Below are 22,409 nucleotides of genomic sequence, written 5' to 3' on the forward strand. Positions count from 1 at the left end.
GGTGAGACCGGGCAGCAGGGCTCGCGACGTCCGCTTCCACTATGGCGGCACATGCTCGGAGCGGAACTCCGTCGGCTCCGACACAAGCGGGGCGACACTCTCGGAGAAATCGCGTCGCGCGCAGGCCTCTCCCCGCAGTACCTCTCCGAGATGGAGCGAGGCGTGAAGGATCCCTCGAGCGAGATGGTCGAAGCCGTCGCGGGGGCGCTCGGCGTCACGCTCGTGGACCTCGCGCGCGCGGTCGCAGATGAACTCAGCGGCGCGCAAGCGCGGGACGTGCGCGCTTCGACCATACGATCCAGCGCCGCCGCTCATCCTCGCGCTGTTGGTACTGACGCTGTTGGTGCTCGCGCTATTGGTGCTCGCGCTATGGGATCGCCGGCCGTCGTGCTTCTTGCGGCACGCCCCCAGGCGACGCTCGCGCTCGCCGCCTAGGTGCCGCGAAGCCGCCAACCGCGAATGCTCGAAGTCGCCGAGCAGCTGCGAATCCGCCAACCGCCAACCGCCGAGCCGCCAAGCGGCGCTACTTCGCGACTATGACGTGGTCGAGCAGCCCATAGTCGCGCGCCTCGCTCGCCGTGAAAACCCGGTCGTGGTCGGTGTCCTTCCTGAGCCGCTCCACCGTCTGCCCGGTGTGGCGCGACAACACCTCCTCCAAGTCGGAGCGGATCCGCACGGCCTCGTCTGCCTCCAGAATGAGGTCCGGGATAGTGCCACGCCTGCCCTCGTTGCTCGGCTGGTGCAGGATCACCCTGGTGTGCGGGAGCGCCATGCGTTTGCCGGCGGCACCCGCCGCGAGCAGGGCAGCGCCAACTCCGACGGCCTGCCCAACGCAGGTCGTGGCGATGTGCGCACGCACGTACTGCATCGTGTCGTAGATCGCGAGCATCGCGCTGGGGTCGCCGCCCTCGCAGTTGATGTACACATTGATATCGGCGTCAGCGCTCGTCGAGTCGAGGTAGAGCAGCTGCGCGATGATCGCGTTCGCGACGCCAGCGTCGATGGGCGTGCCGAGGTAGATGATCCGCTCGCTGAGCAGGTGCGAGTAGACGTCCATGATCCTGTCGCCTCGCGGGCTCTGGGACACGACGCTCGGGATGGTGTAGCTCTGGCTCACAGCGTTTCCCCTTGCTGCGGGGTCGCGACGAACCCGCCGGCAGACACACTCGTCGGTAAAATCGTCGCGAACGAGTCGACGACGGAGTCGGCGAAGCCATACGCGATGGCCTCTTTGGCCGCGTACCAGTGATCGTGCAGCGAGTCTTCGAAGATCTTGGCTACGGGCTGCCCTGTGTCCTCGCTCGTGAGGCCGAGAACGGTGTCGCGGGTGTGCCTGAGATCTGCGGCCTGCAGCTCAACGTCGCCGGTTGATCCGCCGATTCCCGCCGACCCCTGGTGCATCAGCACGCGGGTGTGGGGGAGGACGTGGCGCTTGCCGGGCGTGCCAGCAGTGAGGAGGAACTGGCCGGCGCTGTACGCGATCCCGAGCGCGAGCGTCGCAACGTCGTTGGGTACGAGGCGGATCAGATCGCGGATCGCGAGCATAGCCGGCACCGATCCACCGGGCGAGTGGATCCACAGCGAGATATCGGCCTCGCTGTCGGCCGCGGCAAGCGCGAAGATCTGGGCTGCGAGCAGCAGGCCGTTGTCGTCGTCGAGAGCGCCGTCGAGCACGAGGATTCGTCGCTCGAACAGCTCCCGCCTGAAGGGTTCCGTGAATACGGGTGGACGTGTTTGTTCGGTCATGCACTCAGCTTGCCGCGGTGTAGTCGCGCAGTGGGGCGATGCTGCTCAGGGCAGCGCTGCCCTGGGCAGCAGTGGTGCGAGGAGCGGTGGTGCGGGGCGCAGCGGAGACGTCGGCGGCAGGCGAATACTAATTGACGAGTGTGGCGTAGCTGTGTAGCTTGGTGGGGTGTGCCGCTCACGGTGAGGGTGAACTGCGTACGCGCCGACTTGCAGGCGCCGCGCTGCGGGGCCGAGTAGTGCTCCTCGAGTCGCACTCAGTGTCGAGGCGAAAGGTCTGAGGTTCGTATGTCGCAGGCACATGACAACATCCCCGGCGATGGGGCTGACAGCACGCGTGCTTGGCAGGGGACGCCAGCTGGTGGTCGCGGATCGCTCGCTGCAGGCACGGCGTTGATCGCGTCATACACACGCCCGCACCTGCCACGGGTCTTCCTTGCGCTGCTCCTTGGCCTCATCGGCACTGCGACGCTGCTCGCGACCCCACTTGTCACCAAGTGGGTGCTCGACTCGCTCGAGTCGGGGCTGCACCTCGCCCGCCCGATCGCGTTGCTCCTCGGACTCCTCGTCGTCGGCACCGTTGCGAGCCTGCTCCAGGTCGCAATGCTCGGCAAGGTCGCAGAGCGCATCGTGTTTACCGCCCGAGAGACGCTGATTCAACGTTTCTTCCGTGCGAAATTGGAACAGATCCAGGCGTTTCGCACCGGTGAGCTCGTCACCAGGGTAACCAGCGATACCGTGTTGCTGCGCGAAGCGGCAACGACGAGCCTCGTTGGTCTGGTGAATGGTACGGTCGCGCTCGCAGGGACGGTCGTGCTCATGGCAGTGCTCGACTGGGCGCTGCTGGGGACAACGCTCGTCGCCATCGGTGTCGTCGGGGCGTTGTTCGCCGTGTTCATCCCGCAGGTGGGACGGGCCGACCGGCGCACCCAGGCAGCGATCGGGGATATCGGTGGCACGCTCGAAACCGGGGTGCGTGCCCTCCGCACCGTGAAGGCGAGTCGTGCCGAGGACCGGGAAATTGGGAGGGTTGTCGCGCGCGCCAGAGCAGCCGAACGCCACTCGGTGCGATCGGTGTGGTACTCCGCGCTGAGCTGGTCAATCGCAGACGGTGGGATGCAGCTCGCAATCATCGCGGTCCTCGGGCTTGGCGCCGGGCGCGTTGCCGGCGGCACCCTCGCGGTCTCCACGCTCGTCGCGTTCTTGCTCTACGCCTTCAACATCGTCACGCCGATCTCCGAGCTCGCCTCCGCCATCGCGACGCTGCAATCCGGGCTCGCCGCCGCGTGGCGGATTCGGGAAACCGAGCACCTCACGCTCGAGGACACGCACGCACGCCCACATGTTTCCCCGGCAACGCCCGCCCCTCAGGATGCCCCTGTGCTCGCGTTGCGGGGCGTGACGGCGCACTATCGCGACGCCGAGGAAGCCGCAGTAGCCGACCTTACTCTCGAGATCCCGCGCACCGGTCATGTCGCTCTCGTCGGCCCCTCCGGGGCGGGAAAGACGACCGTGTTTTCGCTGCTCCTGCGCTTCATCGAACCGGCCAGCGGCCAACTCGAACTCCACGGCACTCCGTTCGCTGAGGTGTCGATCGACGACGTTCGCTCGCGCATCGCATACGTTGAGCAGGATGCGCCGATAGTGCCTGGCACCTTTCGCGAGAACGTCCTGTTCAGAATTACCGACGACGACGCAAGTGGGGAGCAAGATGCGCCGCGGACCGGCCGAGGGGTTGCGTCGCTCTCAGGCAAGACAAGGAACGACGCGGAGGCGTGGCAGGCGCTCGCTGCGGTGCTACTCGAAGACAAGGTGCGCGCGCTCGAAGGCGGCCTCGACGCAGCGGTGACCGACACGAACCTGTCCGGGGGTGAACGCCAACGGCTGGCGGTGGCCCGAGCCCTCGTGCGCAGCCCAGACGTGCTTCTCCTCGACGAAGCTACCGCTCAGCTCGACGGTGTCACCGAAGCGGCGATCCAGCGCGCAATAGGCGCGGCTGCCCGCGTCGGTGCGGTCGTGACGATTGCGCACCGGCTGTCCACCGTGCTCGAGGCGGATCGCATATTCCTGCTCGACGGCGGTCGGCTCCGCGCGAGCGGAACCCACGAGGAACTCCTCGAACACGACGGGCTATACCGCGAGTTCGTCGCGGCGTTACGCATCGGGGCGAGTCGGGGAGAGCGCGGTCCGACCGTGTGAAGGTTCTGGAGGCCAGGGGAGGTTCGCGCCGCTGAATGCGGCTCGCAGAGCAGAACGGCCGATCCGGGCTGACCGGTCACCGCTAACCCCATGCATGGGTCGCTTGAGGCGGCCTATGAGGCTGCGGCCGCCGCACCGGTGCCATCGGCGGCGCCGTGGCCGTCAACGACACCGAAGAACTGAGTTCCGACCCCGTAGACGAACTCTCGATCCGCGCCGGGCGCTTCGGCGGGTAGCTCGTGAGCATCGTGTTCATCACACGCGAGGAAGGTGAACTCTGGCCACCACTTCTTCGGGCGCGCGTTCTCCTCACGGCCGCACACGACACACGTCAGCGTTGCCCACACGGGCTTCTTGCCTGTTCGATTGGAGCGGGACTGCAGCAACCACGCTGGCGGTGCTGCTTCGATCTTGTCGAGCTCGGCATTGCTGATCTGTGAGGGGATACCGTGGCGCTTCGCCATTTCGAGTGGAATATCGAGGCGGATCGCGGCTTCAAAGCGGGTGGGCATCACCCCAGCGTACGCGGTATTGCCCGTCTCGCGTTGCGCGATGGGCCCGGGCGGTGCTGCTGGAAGGGGCTGATGGAAGCTGCTGATGGCGGCGCACGTGCCGGGGCGCGCTAGCTTTCTCCGGGAGAGGCGAGGTCCACCTCGAAGCTCCTGGCCCGGCCCGTGAGCACCGCCGAGCACAGCTCAGCGTCCCACGCTGCGGTGATCTCCCCGGTGAGCGACGCCAGCACCGCGCGAATATCGTCTGCGCCCTCCTCGTGGAGGGCTTCGGCGACGATGAGCACGTTGTGTGAGTCCTGCCGCATCGCCGACGCGGCGCTCTGTCGATTTGTCCATCTTCTGGAGTGCGCTCGGTTCGCGTTGTCAGCGAAGATGATCTCGCCGGGCGCAGGGTGTTCGGCCTCGCCGGAGAACGACTCGTACGCTTCCGTCCCGGCAGCGTGGCGCACCTCGAGATCCCCCGTGACACGGTCGAGATCGAAGACCGCGATCGGCACGGCGAGGCTCGCTGAGACGTGGTTGCACAGGTCGACAAGCGGGTGGATCGTCGGCAACGATCCACCGCCGCTTATTCGCCGCAACAGCGATTCTGCCGCGCACCGGTACTTCGTTGGTTTATATCCCATCGCAGCGAACGCGCGTCGCCACGACCGGATCGCGGGAATCTCGCTGATCGCCCGCTCATCGAGGAGCTCGACCGCTTGCCGCAGGTAGGAGAGCGTACGAGACCCCAGGTCTGGGACGGCCGTGATTCCCGATGCGCCAATCACGCCAGCAGCGAGAGTCGGATGGTCAACCCAGACGGCCGACGAATGCTGAAATCTCATGGGTGGTTCGCCCTCCGCGCGGGAACTGTCAGGTGCATCCCAGCATGGCCGGGTGCCGGATCGATTGACAGCGCCAAATACTGCGGGGAACCTTGTACCAAATGTCTGGCTCGAATTTCCTCTCCCTCGACCCGACCGAGGCAGCAAGCCGGGGCCGCACGACGTGGCTCGCCGCCCGGCTGCGCTCGGCAATCGTCGAGGGCGAGCTGCAGGTGGGATCCCGCCTGCCAGCCACTCGTGCGCTCGCAGACGAGCTCGCCGTCGCGCGCGGAACCGTTGTTGAGGCGTACCGCCGGCTGACCGAGGAGGGCCTGCTTGTCAGCAACCGCGGAGGGGGAACAACGGTCGCCAGGGTCCCAGCGGTCCCGGCAGGCGTCACTGCGACCGGGGCGGCCGACGCGGCAACACCGAGAATGCTGGACATCTCGGCCGGCGTGCCAGACGTGAGCGCATTTCCCCGCGCAGCATGGCTGCGGGTGGAGCGGCGCGTGCTCGCCCACGCGACTGAACACGACCTCGGCTACTCAGACCCGCAGGGAGTGCTGCCGTTTCGACGAGCCCTCGCCGGGTGGTTGGCCAGAAGCCGCGGCATCGCGGTGCCACCGGAGCGGATCATCATCACTGCGGGCGTCACAGGGGCGCTCAGCACGGTATCCAACGTGCTGCGTGCGCGGGGAATCACTGAGTGCGCGGTTGAGGATCCGGGCGCGGACGGCAACAGGCGCATTCTCGAGTTCTGGCTCGATCGGCTCCACCCCATTCCCGTTGACGCCGATGGGCTTGACGTGTCGGCGCTCGCCGCCACTGGGGTCAGGGTCGTGCTCGTCACGCCAGCGCATCACTTCCCGAGTGGCGTCGTGCTCTCGCCGACGCGGCGCAGGGAACTCATTGCGTGGGCCGAACGGACGGGTGGGCTCGTCATTGAAGATGACTACGACTCCGAGTACCGCTACGACCGGGCGCCGGTGCGAGCCATGCACGCCACGGCGCCCGAGCAGATCCTCCACATCTCCAGCCTGTCGAAGGTGTTGGCGCCGGCGCTGCGAATCGGGTGGATGATTGCCCCGGAGGCGCTCCACGAGCAACTCGTCCGCACGCGGTGGGCAACTGACCTGGGCTCGCCTGTGCTCCCGCAACTCGTCCTCGCCGAACTCATCGAGTCAGGTGCGCTCGAGCGGCACCTGCGAGTGCTTCGCACGCGGCACCGGCAGCGCCGGGACGCGGCCGTCGAAGCGGTGCGCCGGTACCTTCCAGGCTGTGAGGTCGGGGGGATCGCGGCCGGCCTCCACCTCGTCGTCACGCTCCCCGCTCATATTGATGAGACACGGCTGGTGGCGCGCGCACGAGAGGCGGGTATCGCCGTCCAAGGGATGTCGTCACACCGCCTCACCCCAGGCGCCTCAGGCCTGGTGATTGGCTACGGGCCACACCCAACGCAGCGACTCGCAGACGCGATCAGGGTCCTCGGCGCTCTCGCAGGGTTCTCGTCTGGAGGGAGCGCTTGAGCGGGACTCACTGACGCGTGATCGCGAGGATCCCCGCAAGCGCCACGAACGTAACAGCGAATGCGCGCTGGAGCCAGCGCATCGACACAGGCTTTTCAAGCAGGCGAACACGCAACCACGCGGCGCACGCACCGTAGAGCGCGAAGATCGCGAGCGTGATGCCCATGAAGAGCAGCCCGAGCACCGCCATGTTGGCGACGGGATGGCCGTCAGCTGGGACGGTGAACAATGGCAGGAACACGAAAAAGAACAGCGTGAGTTTTGGGTTCAAGAGGTTCACAAGCACTGCGCTTCCGATGACCCGCCACACCGCCGAGCCGGTGCCCGGTGAGGGGTCACCGCTCCCTGGGTCAAACACTCCCGTCTGCTGCCAAGTGCCCCACGCCATGTAGAGCAGGTAGGCGACTCCAAGCCACTTTATGAGCGCGAAGGCCGCCGGGAAGGTGACGAAGACCGCGGCGACTCCCGAGAGCGCGAGAGCGATGTGGGGGACTATGCCGAGCGTGCACCCGAGCGCCGCGATCAGGCCCGCCCTGACGCCTCGTGCGAGTCCCGCCGCGATGGTGAACAGGGCGCCGGTTCCCGGAGTTGCCGTTACGACGATAGAGGTCAGCCAGAAATCGAGACTCATGCACTCACAGTGCCGAAGTCATGGTCCTTTCCAAAGGCCCAAACTCGTCTCTTTTAGGTAAGCCAAGTTGCCCACGGTCATGGTGCCACGGTGGCTGACGTCGGGTCGTAACAGGGGGGAAGGAGCACGCGGTCGGGTGCAACGCGGAGTGGTGTGCGGTGAATTCCTTTCGATGCGCCCGCGGAGGCACCTACTTGCGGTTTCCCGAAGCCCACTGTACGTTTGGACACACTCACTGAACACTCTGTCCAGTGAAACGAACAGTGGTGTTCGACAAATTGGCCGAACTGGCCAGCGAACCCGCTCCGGAGTAGGAACAGGTTTCGTATGACTGAAGAGCTCGAACTCGGCCGTCGTGTCGCTCAATTCCGAGAGCTGCGTGGTCTGAGCCTCAGAGCGCTCGCCGCAGAAGCCGGCGTGAGCTCAAGCTTCCTCAGCCAGCTCGAGAACGGGCATTCCAATGCCTCGGTGGCCTCGCTCCGTAAGATCGCCGGAGCTCTCGGTGTTACCCCAGCGGCGCTGCTAGACGCCTCAACCGGGCACACCCGTGGTGTCTTGCGCGGCTCAGAGCGGCCAACGTTACCGCTCGACGGCGCGGAGAAGTTTGTAATCTCACAGGAGCCGCTGCGCAACCTCGAAATCTACGCAGGAACGTTTGCGCCTGGCGGAAGCACGGGGCCAGATGCCTACTCGCATGGCAATGCCCAAGAATTCTTCATTGTTGTCGCAGGTTCCATCACGCTCGAACTCGGCTCGGAGCGATACGTCATGTACAAGGACGACTCCATCGAGTTCTTGAGTTCGGTGCCGCACCGCATTGTCAATCAGTCCGGAGCCCCAGCCGAAGTGCTCTGGATTAACAGCCCCCCTACCGGAGCCGAGGAAGTGCATGCGCCTCTGCCCACGGAAAGCCCAAAATAGGAGCCTTTCTGGGCGAAGAACCCGCCAAGCCCCGGTTTCTCAGCAGACCTTTTTCATCCCACCCACGCAAGGAGATCAACAATGATCAAGAATCAGCGAACCGTGCTCACCACCGTCGGTGGGCTCGCACTCGCAGCGACCCTCGTTGGCTGTTCAGGCGGCGGAGCACCGGTCGAGGTCGACCTCGGCTCCGGCCCGGCCGTCGCTGGCACCGTGAAGGAGGGCGCGCTCGAAGGCGTTACGCTTACCCTCGCCTCGTGGGGCGGCCTGTTCCAGGAGGGCCAGGTTGAGGCGGCATCGGTGCCGTTCGCCAAGGAATCGGGCGCGACTATGCTCGACGACGGTCCGACAGAGTACTCAAAGGTGAAGGCACAGGTCGAGAGCAAACAGGTCACCTGGGACATCGTTGACAGCGACATCATTTGGGCCGACATGCAGTGCGGCGATGATGGGCTGCTCATGGATCTCGATACCACCATCGTCGACACCTCAAACATCCCCGAGGGCCTTGTTGGCGACTGCTACGTGCCCGCGATGCAGTATGGCTACGTCATTATGTATAACAAAGACGCGTATACAACGGCACCCACGGGCTGGGCTGACTTCTTCGACACCGACAAGTTCCCCGGAAAGCGCAGCATCGCTGGCTTCGAGGACATCGGCCCGGGCGTCTACGAAGGGGCACTGCTTGCGGAAGGCGTCGCACCCGACGAGCTGTACCCGCTTGACATGGATCGCGTTTACAAGAAGCTCGACGGGCTTCGCGACCACCTCATCTACTGGAAGACCGGCGCAGAGTCGCAGCAGATGATCGAATCCGGCGACGCAGACATGGCGCTGGTGTGGTCGGGACGCGGCTTTGGTGCAGTTGAAAACGGCGCGAACTATGCCCCAATCTGGGACCAGTCCCTCGTGGTTGCTGACGCGCTGAGCGTTCCAAAGAACGCGAAAAACCCTGACGCAGCGTTTGCGTACATCAACTACTATCTCGGCGCGGAACAGCAGGCGAAGCTCAGCGAGATCACCTCGTACTCGCCGGTGCACAAAGATTCCAAGCCGAATCTCACCGAGCTCGGTCAGGACTACCTCATCACGAACCCGGAGATCGCCGACGTCATGGTGCCGACCGATGCGGCGTGGTGGTCAGCGAACTACGACACCGAACTCAACCGCTGGCTCGATTGGATCCAGGGCTAATCCATGACTGAAACCGCTCTGATCGGAGGGGCGCGACAGCCGAAGTCGCCGCGCGCTTCCTCCGGTCGGGCGTGGCTGCTCCTGCTGCCCGCCTACGCCCTCCTAATCGGGGTATTTGCTTACCCCGTGCTGGACAGCGTCTGGCGGAGCGTAAGCGACCCCACGCTCGGCTTCGACAACTACGCTTGGGCGCTCGGCAACGAGAATAACCTCGGGGTCATCCTCCGCACGTTCAGCAACGGGCTCATCGCCACGGTGATCTGCCTTGCCCTCTCTTACCCGTACGCCTACCTCATGACGATCGTAAGCGCGAAGGCACGCATGGCGCTCGTGGTCATCGCGCTGATCCCCTTCTGGACCTCGCTTATGATTCGCACGTTCGCGTGGATCGTGCTGCTGCAGGACAACGGAGTCGTCAACAACCTCCTTGGTGTCATCGGCATCGGCCCGCTCGAACTTTTGCGAACGAACACAGGCGTGATCATCGGATTGAGCCAGGTGCTTATGCCGTTCATGGTGTTGCCGCTCTATGCGGTGATGAGCGGCATAGACCTGCGGCTCGTTACTGCCGCTCGCTCCCTGGGGGCTCGCCCCTCGGTTGCCTTCATGAAGGTCTTCGTGCCGTTGAGCATGCCTGGCGTGGTCGCGGGCTCGCTCCTCGTCTTCATTCAGGCGCTCGGGTTCTACGTCACACCCGCCCTGCTCGGTTCCCCATCCGACAGTATGCTCGCCCAGTCAATCTACGCCCAGGTCTCAGGCCTGCTTGCGTGGGGCCGAGGGGGAGCTCTCGGGGTGATCCTGCTCGTGATCACTGTCGTGTTGCTCGGCATTATTGGCCTCATCGCCAAGCTGAGTAGCCGCAAGGGCATCAAAGTGAAGGTGCTGTAATGCTGAAAACACATCCAGTCACCCGCGTGATCCTCTGGATCGTCGCGATGATCGTCGCAGTGTGGCTTGTCGCCCCCAGCCTCATCGTTATCCCGCTCAGCTTCACCGACAAGGCATCGCTCGTCTTCCCGCCGACCGGCTGGTCGCTGCGGTGGTACGAATCGTTCTTTACGAATCCGCAGTGGACCGCGGCACTCGGCAATTCCCTGCTCATCGGACTCCTTGTCGCGGCGCTCGCCACCCTGCTCGGCCTCTTGGCTGCGCTTGGGCTGCGGCAAATGGCGAATAAGAAGCTCATTGCTGGCCTCACGTTCGGGTTGCTCGCGCCGATGGTGGTGCCCGGAATCGTCGTGGCTATCGGCCTGTACGCTGTCTTCCTCAAGCTCGGCCTCGTTGGTACGCTGCTCGGATTCGTGCTCGCGCACACCGTGCTCGCGCTCCCGTTCACCGTGGTTGCGATAACCGCGGGCTTTGCGGGCTTCGACTCGCGCCTCGAGCAGGCCTCGATGAGCCTCGGCGCCGACCGAGTCACCACGTTCCTGAAGGTGACCCTGCCGAACATCGTTCCAGGAATGGTGTCGGGCGCGCTGTTCGCGTTCGTTACCTCCTTCGACGAAGTGATGCTCTCCCTATTCATCAAGAGCCCATACCTGAACACGCTGCCCGTGATGATGTACGCCAGTGTCACCCGAGACACGGACCCGACGCTCGCTGCCGCGGCCACCGTGATTCTCCTCATTGTTACCGCCCTCGTCATCCTGGGGCTCACCCTCTCCGGAAGGAAAAAGCGTGTCCGAGCAAAGTAACCGCGGTGCGGAGATCCGCCTCGACGGAGTCTCCAAGCACTACCCGAAATCGATCGCGCTAGACAAGGTCAGCCTGACGGTCCAGCCGGGGGAGTTCATGACCTTCCTCGGCCCCTCAGGCTCGGGCAAGACGACCACACTCAACCTCATCGCTGGCTTCACTGATCCCACGACAGGCAGCGTGCGCATTGATGGCAAACAGATGGACGATGTCCCCGTGCACAAACGCGACCTCGGCATCGTATTCCAGCACTACGCCCTGTTCCCGCACATGAGTGTCTTCGATAATGTGGCGTTTCCGCTGCAGCGTCGGAAGACACCGAAGAGTCAAGCGGCGCAGATGGTGCACGAGGCTCTCGAGACCGCTGGTCTCTCGGGCTTCGCGGATCGCTTCCCTGGCGAGCTGTCTGGTGGTCAGCAGCAACGCGTCGCGCTCGCGAGAGCCCTCGTTTTCCAGCCGAAGGTGCTGCTTCTCGATGAGCCGCTTGGCGCGCTCGATAAGAACCTGCGCGAGCGGCTGCAGCTCGAGCTGCGCCGGATCCACCGCGACGTCGGGCGCACCTTTGTGTTCGTCACACACGATCAGGAGGAGGCGCTCACGCTTTCAGACCGGATCGCAGTGTTCAACGAGGGGCGGATCGAGCAGGTCGGCACCGCGAAAGAACTCTACGAGAACCCGGCATCGAAGTTCGTGGCAGGCTTCATCGGAGAATCCACGATGGTGCCGAGCGAGACCGGTCGCGAGGTGACCGTCGTCCGGCCGGAGAACGGCGAGCTGTTTCCAGTCGGTGCTGACCTGCCGCTCGGCTACCGCGCGGTTCCGGTCACCGTCCGCCAGTCCGTCTACCTTGGCTCGGGCTGGAAGCACGAAATCGTGCTCGATAGCCAGGGGTCCGACGACGCAGCTGGCGTGATCCGCGGGGTAGAGCAGCTCGACTGGCTCGGCTCCGGCAACACACCAGCACAGCTCGCATGGCGCCCTGAACGCGTCACCGAGCTCGCCGCCTAGCGCCGCTCGCGTAGCGGTCGCACAACGTCATCGGGCATCACACCGCCCGGAACTACCCACCGGCGTTCGCGCCAGGAAAGAAGCATCATGATCAACGGCAACGTATCCCACTGGTGGCAACAGATCGGCGTTCCCAAGGCACGCCCTGAGCTTCCAGGATCGATCACCGCAGACGTCGCCATCGTCGGCGGCGGCTACACAGGCCTGTGGACGGCCTACTACCTGAAACAGCAGAAGCCTGAGCTGAAAATCGTCGTCATCGAGCAGCGCCATATCGGGTACGGTGCGTCGGGACGCAATGGCGGGTGGCTGACGAACGCGATCACGGGTGGCCGCGAGCAGTATGTGAAGACCCACGGCCGCGATGCGGCGGAACGCTTCCAGGTCGCCATGAATGAGACCGTCGACGAAGTGATACGTATCGCGGAAACCGAGGGCATTGAAGCCGACATCAAGAAGGGCGGCGAGTTCAACGTCGCCTACACACCTGCGCAAGAGGCGCGGATACGTGAGTTCGCCGCGGCTGAGCAGCACTGGCAGTCGGCGGATCTCGAGCTCCTCGAAGCCAAAGAAGCGATGGCGAAAATCAACGTCACGGGTACCCGGGCAGCAGTGTGGCACCCGCACGCGGCCCGGATTCAGCCAGCGAAGCTTGCGGCGGGTCTCGCAGAAGCTGTCGAGCGGCTTGGCGTCGAGATCTACGAGAACACGCGCGCTGTCGAGATCACCCCGCATACGGTGCGCACTACACATGGCACCGTGACTGCCGACTTTGTGGTGCGTGCGACCGAAGGCTTCACTGCAGGGTTGAAAGGCCTGAAGCGGCTGTGGCTGCCGATGAACTCATCGCTCATCGCGACCGAGCCGCTCGACCAGTCGGTCTGGGACGAGCTCAACTGGAACAAGGGGGAGGTGCTCGGTGACTTCGCGCACGTCTATATGTACGCGCAGCGCACCGCCGACGACCGCATCGCCATTGGTGGACGCGGTGTCCCGTACAAGTGGGCATCCGGTGTCGATCTCGACGGCGAGACTCCGCCAGTGACGGCGAAGACGCTCGCTGACATCATGCATCGTTTCTTCCCAGCGACCCGCGACGCGAAGGTCGATCACCTGTGGTCGGGTGTGCTCGGCGTGCCCCGTGACTGGGCAGCTACCGTTGGATTGGACCGTGAGACAGGTCTTGCCTGGGGTGGCGGATACGTCGGTACCGGCGTCACGACGACGAATCTCGCCGGACGCACGCTCGCCGACCTGATTCTCGGAAATGACTCGGATATCACCCATCTGCCATGGGTCGGGCACCAAGTGCGCAAATGGGAACCTGAGCCGCTGCGCTGGATCGCGACGAAGGGACTCTACACGGCATACGGCATCGCCGACCGGAGCGAGCTCAACGGACGCGCGAAGACGTCGCCGATCGCAAAGATCGCCGACGTCGTCACTGGGCGCGGCTAGCGCAACAGTGCTGCGCGCCGCCGCATGAAAACAAGAGACGCACTCACGAGAAAGCACAAGAAACGTTATGAGTAACAGCCAGACAGTAGTACTCCACGATGCTGCAAACGCGAGCCTCGGGTCCTTCGAACCGAAGCCGACCGCCGTCACCGAGGGGCTCCAGGAAGCAACACTTGAGATCTGGGAGGGCGGGAAAACCTCGACGGGACTCTGGGCGTCAGAAGTCGGTACCTTTACCGCAGAGCGGATCGGCTATTCCGAGATCTGCTACTTCATTGAAGGTTCAGTGACGGTTGAGGTTGAGGGTGAAGAGCCCGTGAAATACGGTGCTGGGGACGTCATGGTGATGCCGTCAGGTTGGAAGGGAATCTGGCACGTTCACTCACCCGTGCGTAAACACTTCACCGTCATTGAGGATTAGGCGTGCCGCATCTGCGCTGTGAAGAGTGCCCGCGGGGCAGCTTCGAGGGCGGCAGCGGGGACATGAGCGCACTTGGGGCCGGGAACCCCTGCGGGCTCGCTACCCAGCGAGCAGGCTCGGCTTCAGCGGCTCGCAGTCACAGCTCGGGGGCTCGTCGGCTGAACCTGGGCCGGCGAGTGCTGCGGCGCGTTCGCGAAGCAGCGGGAGTGCTTCGCTGAGGCTGTGTCCGAGCAGGTAGAGCGAGTTCATACCGCGAGACTCCCACACGGTGACCTCGCCGTGCTCGTCGCGTGATGAGGTGTCCCAGAGCAGCGCATCGCCGTTTTCGCTCCAACCGAAGACCGTAAGTGTCTCCGCGACCTGCCAGCTGCCGTCGGGTTCGATCATCCAGTCGAACTCCTCTGCCCTGCCGTCCACGTAGCTCGCGCGAAAACGCTCGGTGAGATGGCGGGAGCGCCCGCGCAATCCATCGGCGTACCCGGGAAGCACTGGCGGATAGATCAGCCAGATACCGAACGAACGCGCCCAGCCTGCCGCAGTGATGAACTCGCGGTACGACGGCGGGAATTCGTCACCGTCGAGCGCCGCGAGATCAACGTGGTCGTGCGTCGGGGTGCCGCTCACCGTGATCGGCGTCATGTCTTGTTCATCCCTGGGTCGGGGCGGCCAGATATCCCAGACTTAGCGTGTGCTTGGGAATCGCGAGCGCAGGGTCTCGATGCCCTGCTGCGCGCTGCGGCGTACCTCGAGCACGGGGTCCTTCGTAAAGGTACGAATGCCCTCAATGTCTTCGGGTGATCCGACGGCACCGAGCGCTCGCGCTGCGGCAGCACGAACGCGGGGCGTTCCGTCACCGATCAACGCAAGCAGCTCCTCCGCAGCTGGCAGTCCGCGGAGTGCAATAACTCGGCATCCCATTTCGCGGACGCGCCAGGCAGGGTTGCGGAGCGCGTCGAGCACGGGCGAAATGGCTGCGTCTGACCAGACGTGCTGCAACGCGCGAAGGCCCCAAAGCTCGGGCCAGTAAAGCACGGGTGCGCCGTTCAAGATTCCCTGTGCGTGCTCGCCGCCAACGTAGAGGAGGAAATCCTCGCCCTCGTATTTCCCGTCCATCAACGAGATCGATCGGGCAATCACTTCTGCCTCGCCGTAGTGCTCAACTGCCTGAGCGATCCGCTGCGCAACTGGCAGGTCAAGTGTGGTTTGGGGAAATGATGGACCTTGCTGAGAGTTTTCTGGCACGAGTCCAATCATAGGCACCCTGCAGCGATAGTTGCGGTGAACGCGCACAGGGGGCGCGGCGGCTGGCTTGCTACTGAGCGAACGGGGGAGCGACGGCTTCGCAGGACACTGGCTCGCCTGGCGCGCCTGTCTGGGTGGCGATTTCACGTTCGCCGTCGAGCAGGATCTTGCAGGTGAGACGATCCCCCTCTGCCGGAGTGGCGGAAATGCTCGTCGTGTCGCCAACGATCACGAGTGACTCCGTTGACCACAACGCGTGGCCGCCCTCGGCGCTCTTGGCCAGCACCTCGCTCTCCGATACGGTGCTGCGCTCGTCTGTGCGCGACGCCTGGTCCAGATACGAGACATCAGTCAGCGTGACTGGCGACTCAGAGTCGACGCTCAGCTCATAGGTGACCTTCCACGCGTCGGCAGTTGAATTCTTGATGTTTTCCAATGCGCTGCAGCCAGTGAGGGATCCACCGATGAAGATGGCGGCGCCAACGAAGGCGGCGGAGCGAAGGATGGTTCGTTTCGTGAAGTGCATGGTTCCAACTCTTCCAGCAGGATGAGCCGCTGCCATCGGCCCGCGGTACCAGGAGTGTGATGCTGTGGTTCCGCACTCATTGGTACCGGGGTGCCGTGCTGCGGGGTGCCGCGCTGCTGGGTGCCGCGCTGAGGCGAGCACCCGTCGGATACGCAGCGGCAGCGGCAGCGGCGAGCGTTCGCGTACGCCCTCTGTCGTGAACGCACGCTGGTCCACCTTTGGCGGCTACGCCCGGGTTTCGTTCACGGTTGCTTGCCGCCGCGCAGCGACTGCGAGGAACACTACCCACGCCAGGGCAGGCCAAATGACGAGCCGCTCAACGATTCCACCGAAGCCGTACACCCAGTCAGACGTGCTGAAGATGACGCCGAGGGCGAGGGCGACGATGCCCAACGTTGCTCCAGTGATGCGCACGCGGCCGGTGAACTGGAACGCGCCAACCAAGATCGCGAGGGGCCCACCGAAGAAGAGCGGCATCGACACGACCTGGTGAAGCACAGGCGAAGTGTCGAGCGAAATGAAACCCGTCGTGATGCTGCCGGCGCCCGCAAGGATCCAAAGAATCCCCGCAAAGCCAGCGAAGCCTCGCGAGCGTCGGAGGAGGAGCACGAGGAGGATCAGGCAAAGCCCGGAAAACACCATCGCACCGTTCATCACCCCTGCCAGTGGAGAACAGGCTTCGACGCCCTTGCGGGGGTCGAACTCGCTGGTGCATCCGCCTACGCCCAGCTCGCTGATCGTGTTCGTTACCCAGTTGTACTTGGGGCGAAAGGCGATTGAAGTGATGATTTCCGCGACGATGGTCGCCAGCTGGAGGACGGCGAGGGGTACTGCCAGGCGTCGAACGGCCCAGCCGCGAGGGTGCGCGGCTGTCTCGTTGGATCCTGAGATTTGAGGGGCAGTAAGCACGGAGCTTTCCTTTCGCCGAGGCGCGGGTGTTCTGGCCGCGCGGAGAGGCGCAGCGGTTCTCTTCGTATAGAGAGACAGAACGGGTGAGAGAGCTTTCGCTCTCTCACCCGTCGTGTGGTGCGCGAGGGGGGACTTGAACCCCCACGTCCGAAGACACTGGAACCTAAATCCAGCGCGTCTGCCAATTCCGCCACTCGCGCCTGCGCCGCGAACGGCACCGATCCAGACTACCGGGTCACGGCGGTCGTTGCGGACACGGCGAGTGAGCGAGGTAGCTCTGCGACGGGTACGACCCGCATTCTCTCCCCGTAAATGTCGGTGGTGTGTGTCTTAATTAACACATGGAATCTAACGGGCGCTTCGGGCAGACGCAGCTGACGGTAATCGATGCCGCGGTGAGTCGCATCGAGCGCCGTGAAGCGCGAAAGCGTGAGCTCGAAGCGGAGCAGCTTCTTGACTTCGCAGCAGCGATGGAAGCGGCAGTTGGGCGGGGGATCGGCGCCGGTGACGAGCGCGAACTGGCATACCGATCGTTGCGCCTAGAGCTCGCTACGGCGCTGCGTGAGAGCGAACGCACCGTGGATCGTTTGCTGACGACCGCATACCTGGCTCAGCAAGATTTCCCCGCTACGCTCGCAGCGCTCAAGCGTGGAGAGATCGCGCTGAGCCATCTGCGCGTCGTGACCGACGAAGGGGCACCGCTAGAGACCGGGCAGCCAGCGATCGATAATCCCCGCAGGGCGGCTTACGAAAGAGAAGTGCTCGTTATCGCGCGCGAGGAGACCCCGGCTCGTCTGCGCCCGATTGCTCGGCGACTTGCAGCGGCGCACGCGGAGAGTACCGTCGCACAGCGGCACGAGCAGGCGATGAAGCGGCGGGGTGTCCGCGTTGTTGATTGCGACAACGGAATGGCAGACCTGGTCGCGTCGCTGTCTGCTGAAGACGCCTACGCGATTCGTGACAGAATCGCTCAGCTGGCGAAGCGGGCAGTGGAGGGCGGGCGCCTTGACACGCGTGTCGGGGCTCCGGAGAGGTTGGCCCCATCGGATGCTGGCCGCGCTGATACCGCTAACGGTGAAGCCGTCAACAGAGATGCCGTCAACGGAGATGTCGTCTCTCAGCAGCAGCAGCAGGCGAAGCGATCGAGAGACGAGCTTCGCGCGGATATATTCAGGGATCTGCTGCTCTGTCGAGAGAGTGAGGAGACAGCTGAGCGGGAGCAGGTCAAGGCTCACATCCAGGTAGTTATTCCAGCGCATGGGGCTGCGGAGCTCATGGGATACGGGCCAATTGACTCGCTCACCGCCTCGCGGCTCGCCGGCGGTGCCGACGCGTGGGAGCGGATCAGGGTGAACGACGACGGCGGCATCGTCTCAGTTGACCGCTACCGCCCCTCGCAGCACATGAAGCGCTTGCTCGCTGCTCGCGACCTCCACTGCCGGGCGCCAGGCTGCCGCGTCCCTGCGAGTCGCTGTGACATCGACCACACAATCGACGCGGCGCACGGCGGGCCGACATCCACCGCAAACCTTGCTCATCTGTGCCGTGGTCATCACACACTGAAGCATCACAGTGATTGGACAGTTTCTCAGCAGGGCAACGGCGAAATGCGATGGACAAGCCCTACGGGACGCGAATACCTCGATAGGCCGGCGAGCAGGGTGCGCTTCCGAAGACCCGAAGCCGAAGAAGCATCACGGCCGTCTCGAACCTAGAACGAACGGGGCAGACAGCGCGCGCCGCTCTGCCCAACGCGCTACTCGTGTGTCGCCAGGGCTGCTCAGCCCGTAGCGAGGAGAGCAGGCTACCGCCCGCTTCCGCCCGCTACCGCCCGCTTCCGTCAACAATCTCGGCCCCCTCAGGGAGCGCTGAACCTGCTGGCATCCGCACGGTCACATACCCGTCCGAGATGACGGGTGCGCCCGCCGCGGCGCGGGTCGCTACTTCGCCCCCTGCTGAAACGCCGGTGGTAGCACCGTGATCTCCGGCGAGGCTCGCCTCGATAGCTCCCGCAGTGACCTCATCGCGTCGCACTGCTGGGTGGTGCTGCGACATACGGTCGATCCAGGCGAGTGCCAGCGCCGAAACGATGAACGCGAGGTGGATCATGACCTCCCAGAACACGCCGTCGTTCGAGTAGATCACCTGTCCGTCGGTGCCGCGCACAATTCCGTCGTCCATGCGGCCAACCTCGATGAAGGTCTTGAGTAGGTGGATCGACGAGATCGAGATGATCGAGACCGCGAGCTTCACCTTGAGGAGGTTCGTGTTCACGTGCGACAGCCACTCTGGCTCGTCGTGGTGGCCCTCAACCCTGATCTTCGATACGAATGTTTCGTAGCCGCCAATGATGACCATGATGAGGAGGTTCGCGATCATCACGATGTCGATGAGCGCCAGCACACTGAGCATGACGTCGGTCTCGGTGATCTTTCCCGAGATGATCACGTTTTCAAACAGGTGCCAAAGCTCAACGAAGAACAGTACGACGTACACGCCCTGGGCGATGATGAGGCCGAGGTACAGGGGAGCCTGCAGCCAGCGGCTTGCGAAAATAAACGCAGCGAGCGTCCGTGAGGCAGCGCCGGGACCCCGGTCAGTGCTGCGCTGTATCGGTGGCGTCAAGCGTTCGTCCACGTGTGTTCTCCCAAAGTGATGCTGCAAGCTAAAACGAAGAACCATATGTTATCCCAGTGAGACAGCTAAATACTGGGGAAGTGTGGCGCAGGTTTCGTCCGAGTCGCGGGGTCGAAACCCTTCGGTAACTTCACAGGGATATACTGGCGTCTGCGAAGGGGAGTATTCCACCTCGCTCGTGTCGTCAATACGCTGTGCGCAGATCGCGCGGCCGGTGCGAGCGCGGCGCCACCTGTGAGGGTGGCACCGGGGAGAGACTTTCGGAGTTTTGCGCACCCCGCGCTATCCCGAAGGAGAATTTCTCTACCGTGACAACTGCCCTACCGCTCTGGTTCGAGGTCGGATCAATGATCCTCCTCACCGTCATCCTTATCGTTGACCTGCTACTCATCATCAAGCGCCCACACGTGCCCTCGATGCGTGAGGCCAGCCTTTGGGTCGGCTTCTATGTGCTCCTCGCGCTCATCTTTGCCGGGGCTATCTATCTGCTCGGCGACGCACAGCACGCAACTGAATTCGTTGCGGGCTGGCTTACCGAGTACAGCCTGTCGATCGACAACCTATTCGTATTTGTGCTCATCCTCGGCGCATTCAAGGTGCCGAGCGCCTACCAACAGCGCGCGCTCATGATCGGCATCGTGCTCGCGCTCATCTTCCGAGGCATTTTCATTCTCGTCGGCGCAGCGATCATCGAGCGTTTCATCGCCGTATTCTTCATCTTTGGTGCATGGCTCATCTGGACTGCTTGGCAGCAGGTCAAGCCGGGCGGGCATGAGGACCAGGGCGACAGCTGGATCATCCGTCAGGTCAAGAAGGTCATGCCGTTCTCCGACGAGTACGACGGTGGGAAGCTCCGCACGACCGTTGACGGCAAGCGCATGTTTACGCCGTTCCTGCTCGTGCTTATTGCGCTCGGCGCGACCGACCTGCTGTTCGCACTCGATTCGATCCCCGCGATCTTCGGGATCACCCAGAGCCCGTTCATCGTGTTCACCGCAAACGTGTTCGCGCTGATGGGGCTCAGGCAGCTGTACTTCCTGCTCGGTGGCCTCCTCGAGAAGCTCCCGTACCTCAAGTACGGCATCGCCGCGATCCTTGCATTCATCGGTGTGAAGCTCATCCTCCACGCGCTCCACGAGAACGAGCTGTCGTTCATCAACGGTGGACAGCCGGTCCCTGTGCCCGAGATCACAACCGGAATGTCGCTGCTGTTCATCGTCGCCGCGATGGCCATCGCCACCGTTGCGAGTATCTGGAAGGCCAAGCAGGTAGCCCGCGCAACAGGCGAAACGCTGCACCTCGGTGCGGCTGAACCGCACGGCGAAAGCGAGCATCCTGCTGGAGATACATCGAGCGGGAATTGATCGAACGGGTGCGGTGTTAGACTCTTCAACATGCGTCAGCGGCACCTTCTTCTTCGTGGCCGCGACGGGATCTAGCCTACGGCCGCCCGTCGCGGGGTTCTTGCACGGCCGATCCACTCGCGTGTGTAGCACTATGGCTCGTTCACGCGAAGCAAGAGAATGAAGAGAACAATGACTGAGACGAAGCCCCGTACCCTGGCTGAGAAACTCTGGGACGACCACGTAGTCGTCAAAGGTAATGAGGGAGATCCCGACCTCATTTACATCGATCTGCACCTCATTCACGAGGTCACCAGCCCGCAGGCCTTCGATGGCCTGCGGGTTGCGGATCGGCCCCTGCGGCGTGTCGATCTGATGATCGCCACCGAGGATCACAACACTCCGACGCTGAACATCACGCGCGAGATCGAGGATCCAACGAGCCGCATTCAGATCGAGACGCTCCGCAAGAACGTCGAGGAGTTCGGCGTTCGCTCACACCCCCTCGGGGACAAAGAGCAGGGGATCGTGCACGTCGTCGGCCCGCAGCTGGGCCTGACGATGCCCGGCATCACGGTTGTTTGCGGCGACAGCCACACCTCGACACACGGCGCGTTCGGTGCCCTCGCCTTCGGCATTGGCACGAGCGAGGTTGAGCATGTCATGGCGACCCAGACTCTCTCGCTCAAGCCGTTCAAGACGATGGCGATCAACGTCGACGGCGAGCTCCGCCCCGGCGTCACCGCGAAAGACATCATCCTTGCGGTGATCGCCAAGATCGGAACCGGCGGGGGACAGGGCTACGTCCTCGAATACCGCGGGTCCGCTATTCGGAACCTCCCGATGGACGGTCGCATGACGATCTGCAACATGTCGATCGAGGCTGGCGCCCGCGCAGGCATGATCGCGCCTGACGAGACGACGTTCGAGTACGTTCAGGGTCGCGAGGCAGCCCCGACCGGCGCCGACTGGGACGAAGCCGTCGCGTATTGGAAGACGCTTCCCACAGACGAGGGCGCCGTGTTCGACGCCGAGGTGAACATCGACGCGAGCGAGCTCGAGCCTTTCGTTACCTGGGGCACGAACCCCGGACAGGGCGTTCACCTCAGTGACACTGTGCCGAACCCGTCAGATATTACTGACCCGAATGAGCGCGCAGCTGCAGAGCGTGCCCTCGAATACATGGACCTCGAAGCTGGAACTCCGATGAAGGAGATCCAGGTAGACGCCGTATTCATGGGTTCCTGCACGAATGCTCGGCTCGACGACCTCCGCGAATTCGCGAGCATCATCAAGGGCAAGAAGAAGGCGGACGGTGTTCGCCTCATGGTTGTCCCAGGCTCCGCGCGCGTTCGCCTCGAGGCTGAAGCCGAGGGCATCGACAAGATCGTCGAAGAGTTCGGTGGGGAATGGCGCTTCGCCGGTTGCTCGATGTGCCTCGGAATGAACCCCGATCAGCTCGCCCCCGGCGAGCGGTGCGCATCGACATCGAATCGTAACTTCGAGGGAAGGCAAGGCAAGGGTGGGCGCACCCACCTGGTCTCGCCGCTCGTTGCAGCGGCTACCGCGATCCGCGGCACGCTGTCGAGCCCCTGGGACTTGCAGGCTGACGCGACGACGAAGGTGGAGGCATAA

The 22,409-nt window shown here is 63.8% G+C and carries 23 protein-coding genes and 1 tRNA gene; 13 read left to right on the plus strand and 11 right to left on the minus strand.

Translation table 11 applies throughout. The features are described from left to right. Nucleotides 1–51: 51 nt before the first annotated feature. Nucleotides 52–435 (plus strand): helix-turn-helix domain-containing protein, encoded by a 384-nt coding sequence (locus SD72_RS17390; RefSeq protein ID WP_198141915.1) that lies wholly within the window; start codon nucleotides 52–54, stop codon nucleotides 433–435. 88 nt (nucleotides 436–523) lie between these two features. Here SD72_RS17390 and SD72_RS08210 read toward each other — a convergent pair whose 3' ends face one another. Together SD72_RS08210 and SD72_RS08215 are read right to left on the minus strand one after the other, a co-directional pair. Next, nucleotides 524–1,057 (minus strand): ClpP family protease, encoded by a 534-nt coding sequence (locus tag SD72_RS08210; RefSeq protein ID WP_042544045.1) that lies wholly within the window; start codon nucleotides 1,055–1,057, stop codon nucleotides 524–526. Nucleotides 1,058–1,113: 56 nt separating this feature from the next. Beyond that, nucleotides 1,114–1,746 (minus strand): ClpP family protease, encoded by a 633-nt coding sequence (locus SD72_RS08215; protein WP_042543970.1) that lies wholly within the window; start codon nucleotides 1,744–1,746, stop codon nucleotides 1,114–1,116. A 285-nt stretch (nucleotides 1,747–2,031) separates the two neighbouring features. On the opposite strand from SD72_RS08215, the gene SD72_RS08220 reads away from it, so the two are divergent. Then, the gene (locus tag SD72_RS08220) at nucleotides 2,032–3,942 is read left to right on the plus strand and encodes an ABC transporter ATP-binding protein (RefSeq protein WP_084766988.1); all 1,911 of its coding nucleotides are present in this window, start codon (nucleotides 2,032–2,034) and stop codon (nucleotides 3,940–3,942) included. A gap of 113 nt (nucleotides 3,943–4,055) precedes the next feature. Here SD72_RS08220 and SD72_RS08225 read toward each other — a convergent pair whose 3' ends face one another. Continuing rightward, nucleotides 4,056–4,454, minus strand: a complete 399-nt coding sequence (locus SD72_RS08225) for a hypothetical protein (protein WP_042543971.1) — start codon at nucleotides 4,452–4,454, stop codon at nucleotides 4,056–4,058. A 110-nt stretch (nucleotides 4,455–4,564) separates the two neighbouring features. After that, a complete protein-coding gene (locus tag SD72_RS08230) occupies nucleotides 4,565–5,281 on the minus strand; it encodes a B3/B4 domain-containing protein (protein WP_042543972.1) in 717 nt (238 codons plus the stop codon). A 101-nt stretch (nucleotides 5,282–5,382) separates the two neighbouring features. Between SD72_RS08230 and pdxR the strand changes: the two genes are divergently transcribed. Continuing rightward, nucleotides 5,383–6,786 (plus strand): MocR-like pyridoxine biosynthesis transcription factor PdxR, encoded by a 1,404-nt coding sequence (gene pdxR, locus SD72_RS08235; RefSeq protein WP_042543973.1) that lies wholly within the window; start codon nucleotides 5,383–5,385, stop codon nucleotides 6,784–6,786. Nucleotides 6,787–6,793: 7 nt separating this feature from the next. Here the strand turns inward: pdxR and SD72_RS08240 are convergent, their stop codons facing one another. Further along, nucleotides 6,794–7,417 (minus strand): LysE family translocator, encoded by a 624-nt coding sequence (locus SD72_RS08240; RefSeq protein ID WP_042543974.1) that lies wholly within the window; start codon nucleotides 7,415–7,417, stop codon nucleotides 6,794–6,796. 327 nt (nucleotides 7,418–7,744) lie between these two features. On the opposite strand from SD72_RS08240, the gene SD72_RS08245 reads away from it, so the two are divergent. From SD72_RS08245 to SD72_RS08275, 7 genes are all read left to right on the plus strand, one after another. Next, nucleotides 7,745–8,338, plus strand: coding sequence for a helix-turn-helix domain-containing protein (locus SD72_RS08245; RefSeq protein WP_042543975.1), 594 nt, complete (start codon nucleotides 7,745–7,747; stop codon nucleotides 8,336–8,338). An 81-nt stretch (nucleotides 8,339–8,419) separates the two neighbouring features. After that, nucleotides 8,420–9,535, plus strand: a complete 1,116-nt coding sequence (locus SD72_RS08250; RefSeq protein ID WP_042543976.1) for an ABC transporter substrate-binding protein — start codon at nucleotides 8,420–8,422, stop codon at nucleotides 9,533–9,535. A gap of 3 nt (nucleotides 9,536–9,538) precedes the next feature. Next, entirely contained in the window at nucleotides 9,539–10,423 is an 885-nt protein-coding gene (locus tag SD72_RS08255) for an ABC transporter permease (RefSeq protein ID WP_042543977.1), read from the plus strand. Next, nucleotides 10,423–11,229: an ABC transporter permease gene (locus SD72_RS08260; protein WP_084766990.1), complete on the plus strand. Its 807-nt coding sequence runs from the start codon at nucleotides 10,423–10,425 to the stop codon at nucleotides 11,227–11,229. The genes SD72_RS08255 and SD72_RS08260 overlap by 1 nt, the downstream gene beginning before the upstream one ends. After that, a complete protein-coding gene (locus SD72_RS08265; RefSeq protein ID WP_042543978.1) occupies nucleotides 11,213–12,238 on the plus strand; it encodes an ABC transporter ATP-binding protein in 1,026 nt (341 codons plus the stop codon). Before SD72_RS08260 ends, SD72_RS08265 begins: the two co-directional genes overlap by 17 nt. Nucleotides 12,239–12,325: 87 nt before the next feature. After that, nucleotides 12,326–13,696, plus strand: coding sequence for an NAD(P)/FAD-dependent oxidoreductase (locus SD72_RS08270; protein ID WP_042543979.1), 1,371 nt, complete (start codon nucleotides 12,326–12,328; stop codon nucleotides 13,694–13,696). Nucleotides 13,697–13,763: 67 nt separating this feature from the next. Beyond that, nucleotides 13,764–14,117, plus strand: coding sequence for a cupin domain-containing protein (locus SD72_RS08275; RefSeq protein WP_042543980.1), 354 nt, complete (start codon nucleotides 13,764–13,766; stop codon nucleotides 14,115–14,117). Nucleotides 14,118–14,216: 99 nt separating this feature from the next. On the opposite strand, the gene SD72_RS08280 is transcribed toward SD72_RS08275, so the two are convergent. The 5 genes from SD72_RS08280 to SD72_RS08300 all read right to left on the minus strand — a co-directional run bounded on the left by SD72_RS08280 (nucleotide 14,217) and on the right by SD72_RS08300 (nucleotide 16,994). Then, complete coding sequence (locus SD72_RS08280; protein ID WP_042543981.1) at nucleotides 14,217–14,756, minus strand: hypothetical protein; 540 nt, start codon at nucleotides 14,754–14,756, stop codon at nucleotides 14,217–14,219. 42 nt (nucleotides 14,757–14,798) lie between these two features. Then, nucleotides 14,799–15,359 carry a HEAT repeat domain-containing protein gene (locus SD72_RS08285; RefSeq protein WP_232299698.1) on the minus strand — a complete coding sequence of 187 codons (561 nt, stop codon included), beginning with the start codon at nucleotides 15,357–15,359 and terminating at the stop codon, nucleotides 14,799–14,801. 70 nt (nucleotides 15,360–15,429) lie between these two features. Further along, nucleotides 15,430–15,885, minus strand: coding sequence for a hypothetical protein (locus SD72_RS08290; RefSeq protein ID WP_052492557.1), 456 nt, complete (start codon nucleotides 15,883–15,885; stop codon nucleotides 15,430–15,432). Nucleotides 15,886–16,110: 225 nt separating this feature from the next. After that, nucleotides 16,111–16,794: a DUF998 domain-containing protein gene (locus tag SD72_RS08295; RefSeq protein WP_042543983.1), complete on the minus strand. Its 684-nt coding sequence runs from the start codon at nucleotides 16,792–16,794 to the stop codon at nucleotides 16,111–16,113. Nucleotides 16,795–16,909: 115 nt separating this feature from the next. Then, nucleotides 16,910–16,994 (minus strand) — tRNA-Leu (locus SD72_RS08300). A gap of 141 nt (nucleotides 16,995–17,135) precedes the next feature. Between SD72_RS08300 and SD72_RS08305 the strand changes: the two genes are divergently transcribed. Then, a complete protein-coding gene (locus tag SD72_RS08305; RefSeq protein ID WP_052492558.1) occupies nucleotides 17,136–18,509 on the plus strand; it encodes an HNH endonuclease signature motif containing protein in 1,374 nt (457 codons plus the stop codon). 109 nt (nucleotides 18,510–18,618) lie between these two features. Here the strand turns inward: SD72_RS08305 and SD72_RS08310 are convergent, their stop codons facing one another. Next, nucleotides 18,619–19,431, minus strand: a complete 813-nt coding sequence (locus SD72_RS08310) for a TIGR00645 family protein (RefSeq protein ID WP_232299699.1) — start codon at nucleotides 19,429–19,431, stop codon at nucleotides 18,619–18,621. Between the two features lie 308 nt (nucleotides 19,432–19,739). On the opposite strand from SD72_RS08310, the gene SD72_RS08315 reads away from it, so the two are divergent. Together SD72_RS08315 and leuC are read left to right on the plus strand one after the other, a co-directional pair. After that, nucleotides 19,740–20,795, plus strand: coding sequence for a TerC family protein (locus tag SD72_RS08315; RefSeq protein ID WP_042543984.1), 1,056 nt, complete (start codon nucleotides 19,740–19,742; stop codon nucleotides 20,793–20,795). A gap of 171 nt (nucleotides 20,796–20,966) precedes the next feature. Beyond that, the gene (leuC, locus tag SD72_RS08320) at nucleotides 20,967–22,409 is read left to right on the plus strand and encodes a 3-isopropylmalate dehydratase large subunit (protein ID WP_042543985.1); all 1,443 of its coding nucleotides are present in this window, start codon (nucleotides 20,967–20,969) and stop codon (nucleotides 22,407–22,409) included.

It is taken from the genome of Leucobacter komagatae (assembly GCF_000834055.1).
GTDB classification, from domain to species: domain Bacteria; phylum Actinomycetota; class Actinomycetes; order Actinomycetales; family Microbacteriaceae; genus Leucobacter; species Leucobacter komagatae_A.

Excerpts from the sequence above, each read along its gene's own strand:
- SD72_RS08230 (WP_042543972.1), bottom strand. The coding sequence starts at position 5,281 with ATGAGATTTCAGCATTCGTCGGCCGTCTGGGTTGACCATCCGACTCTC.
- SD72_RS08210 (WP_042544045.1), bottom strand. The coding sequence starts at position 1,057 with ATGGACGTCTACTCGCACCTGCTCAGCGAGCGGATCATCTACCTCGGC.
- SD72_RS08240 (WP_042543974.1), bottom strand. The coding sequence starts at position 7,417 with ATGAGTCTCGATTTCTGGCTGACCTCTATCGTCGTAACGGCAACTCCG.
- SD72_RS08260 (WP_084766990.1), top strand. The coding sequence starts at position 10,423 with ATGCTGAAAACACATCCAGTCACCCGCGTGATCCTCTGGATCGTCGCG.
- SD72_RS08270 (WP_042543979.1), top strand. The coding sequence starts at position 12,326 with ATGATCAACGGCAACGTATCCCACTGGTGGCAACAGATCGGCGTTCCC.
- SD72_RS08225 (WP_042543971.1), bottom strand. The coding sequence starts at position 4,454 with ATGCCCACCCGCTTTGAAGCCGCGATCCGCCTCGATATTCCACTCGAA.
- SD72_RS08215 (WP_042543970.1), bottom strand. The coding sequence starts at position 1,746 with ATGACCGAACAAACACGTCCACCCGTATTCACGGAACCCTTCAGGCGG.
- leuC (WP_042543985.1), top strand. The coding sequence starts at position 20,967 with ATGACTGAGACGAAGCCCCGTACCCTGGCTGAGAAACTCTGGGACGAC.
- pdxR (WP_042543973.1), top strand. The coding sequence starts at position 5,383 with ATGTCTGGCTCGAATTTCCTCTCCCTCGACCCGACCGAGGCAGCAAGC.
- SD72_RS08220 (WP_084766988.1), top strand. The coding sequence starts at position 2,032 with ATGTCGCAGGCACATGACAACATCCCCGGCGATGGGGCTGACAGCACG.
- SD72_RS08290 (WP_052492557.1), bottom strand. The coding sequence starts at position 15,885 with ATGCACTTCACGAAACGAACCATCCTTCGCTCCGCCGCCTTCGTTGGC.
- SD72_RS08245 (WP_042543975.1), top strand. The coding sequence starts at position 7,745 with ATGACTGAAGAGCTCGAACTCGGCCGTCGTGTCGCTCAATTCCGAGAG.
- SD72_RS17390 (WP_198141915.1), top strand. The coding sequence starts at position 52 with ATGCTCGGAGCGGAACTCCGTCGGCTCCGACACAAGCGGGGCGACACT.
- SD72_RS08250 (WP_042543976.1), top strand. The coding sequence starts at position 8,420 with ATGATCAAGAATCAGCGAACCGTGCTCACCACCGTCGGTGGGCTCGCA.
- SD72_RS08280 (WP_042543981.1), bottom strand. The coding sequence starts at position 14,756 with ATGACGCCGATCACGGTGAGCGGCACCCCGACGCACGACCACGTTGAT.
- SD72_RS08305 (WP_052492558.1), top strand. The coding sequence starts at position 17,136 with ATGGAATCTAACGGGCGCTTCGGGCAGACGCAGCTGACGGTAATCGAT.
- SD72_RS08275 (WP_042543980.1), top strand. The coding sequence starts at position 13,764 with ATGAGTAACAGCCAGACAGTAGTACTCCACGATGCTGCAAACGCGAGC.
- SD72_RS08255 (WP_042543977.1), top strand. The coding sequence starts at position 9,539 with ATGACTGAAACCGCTCTGATCGGAGGGGCGCGACAGCCGAAGTCGCCG.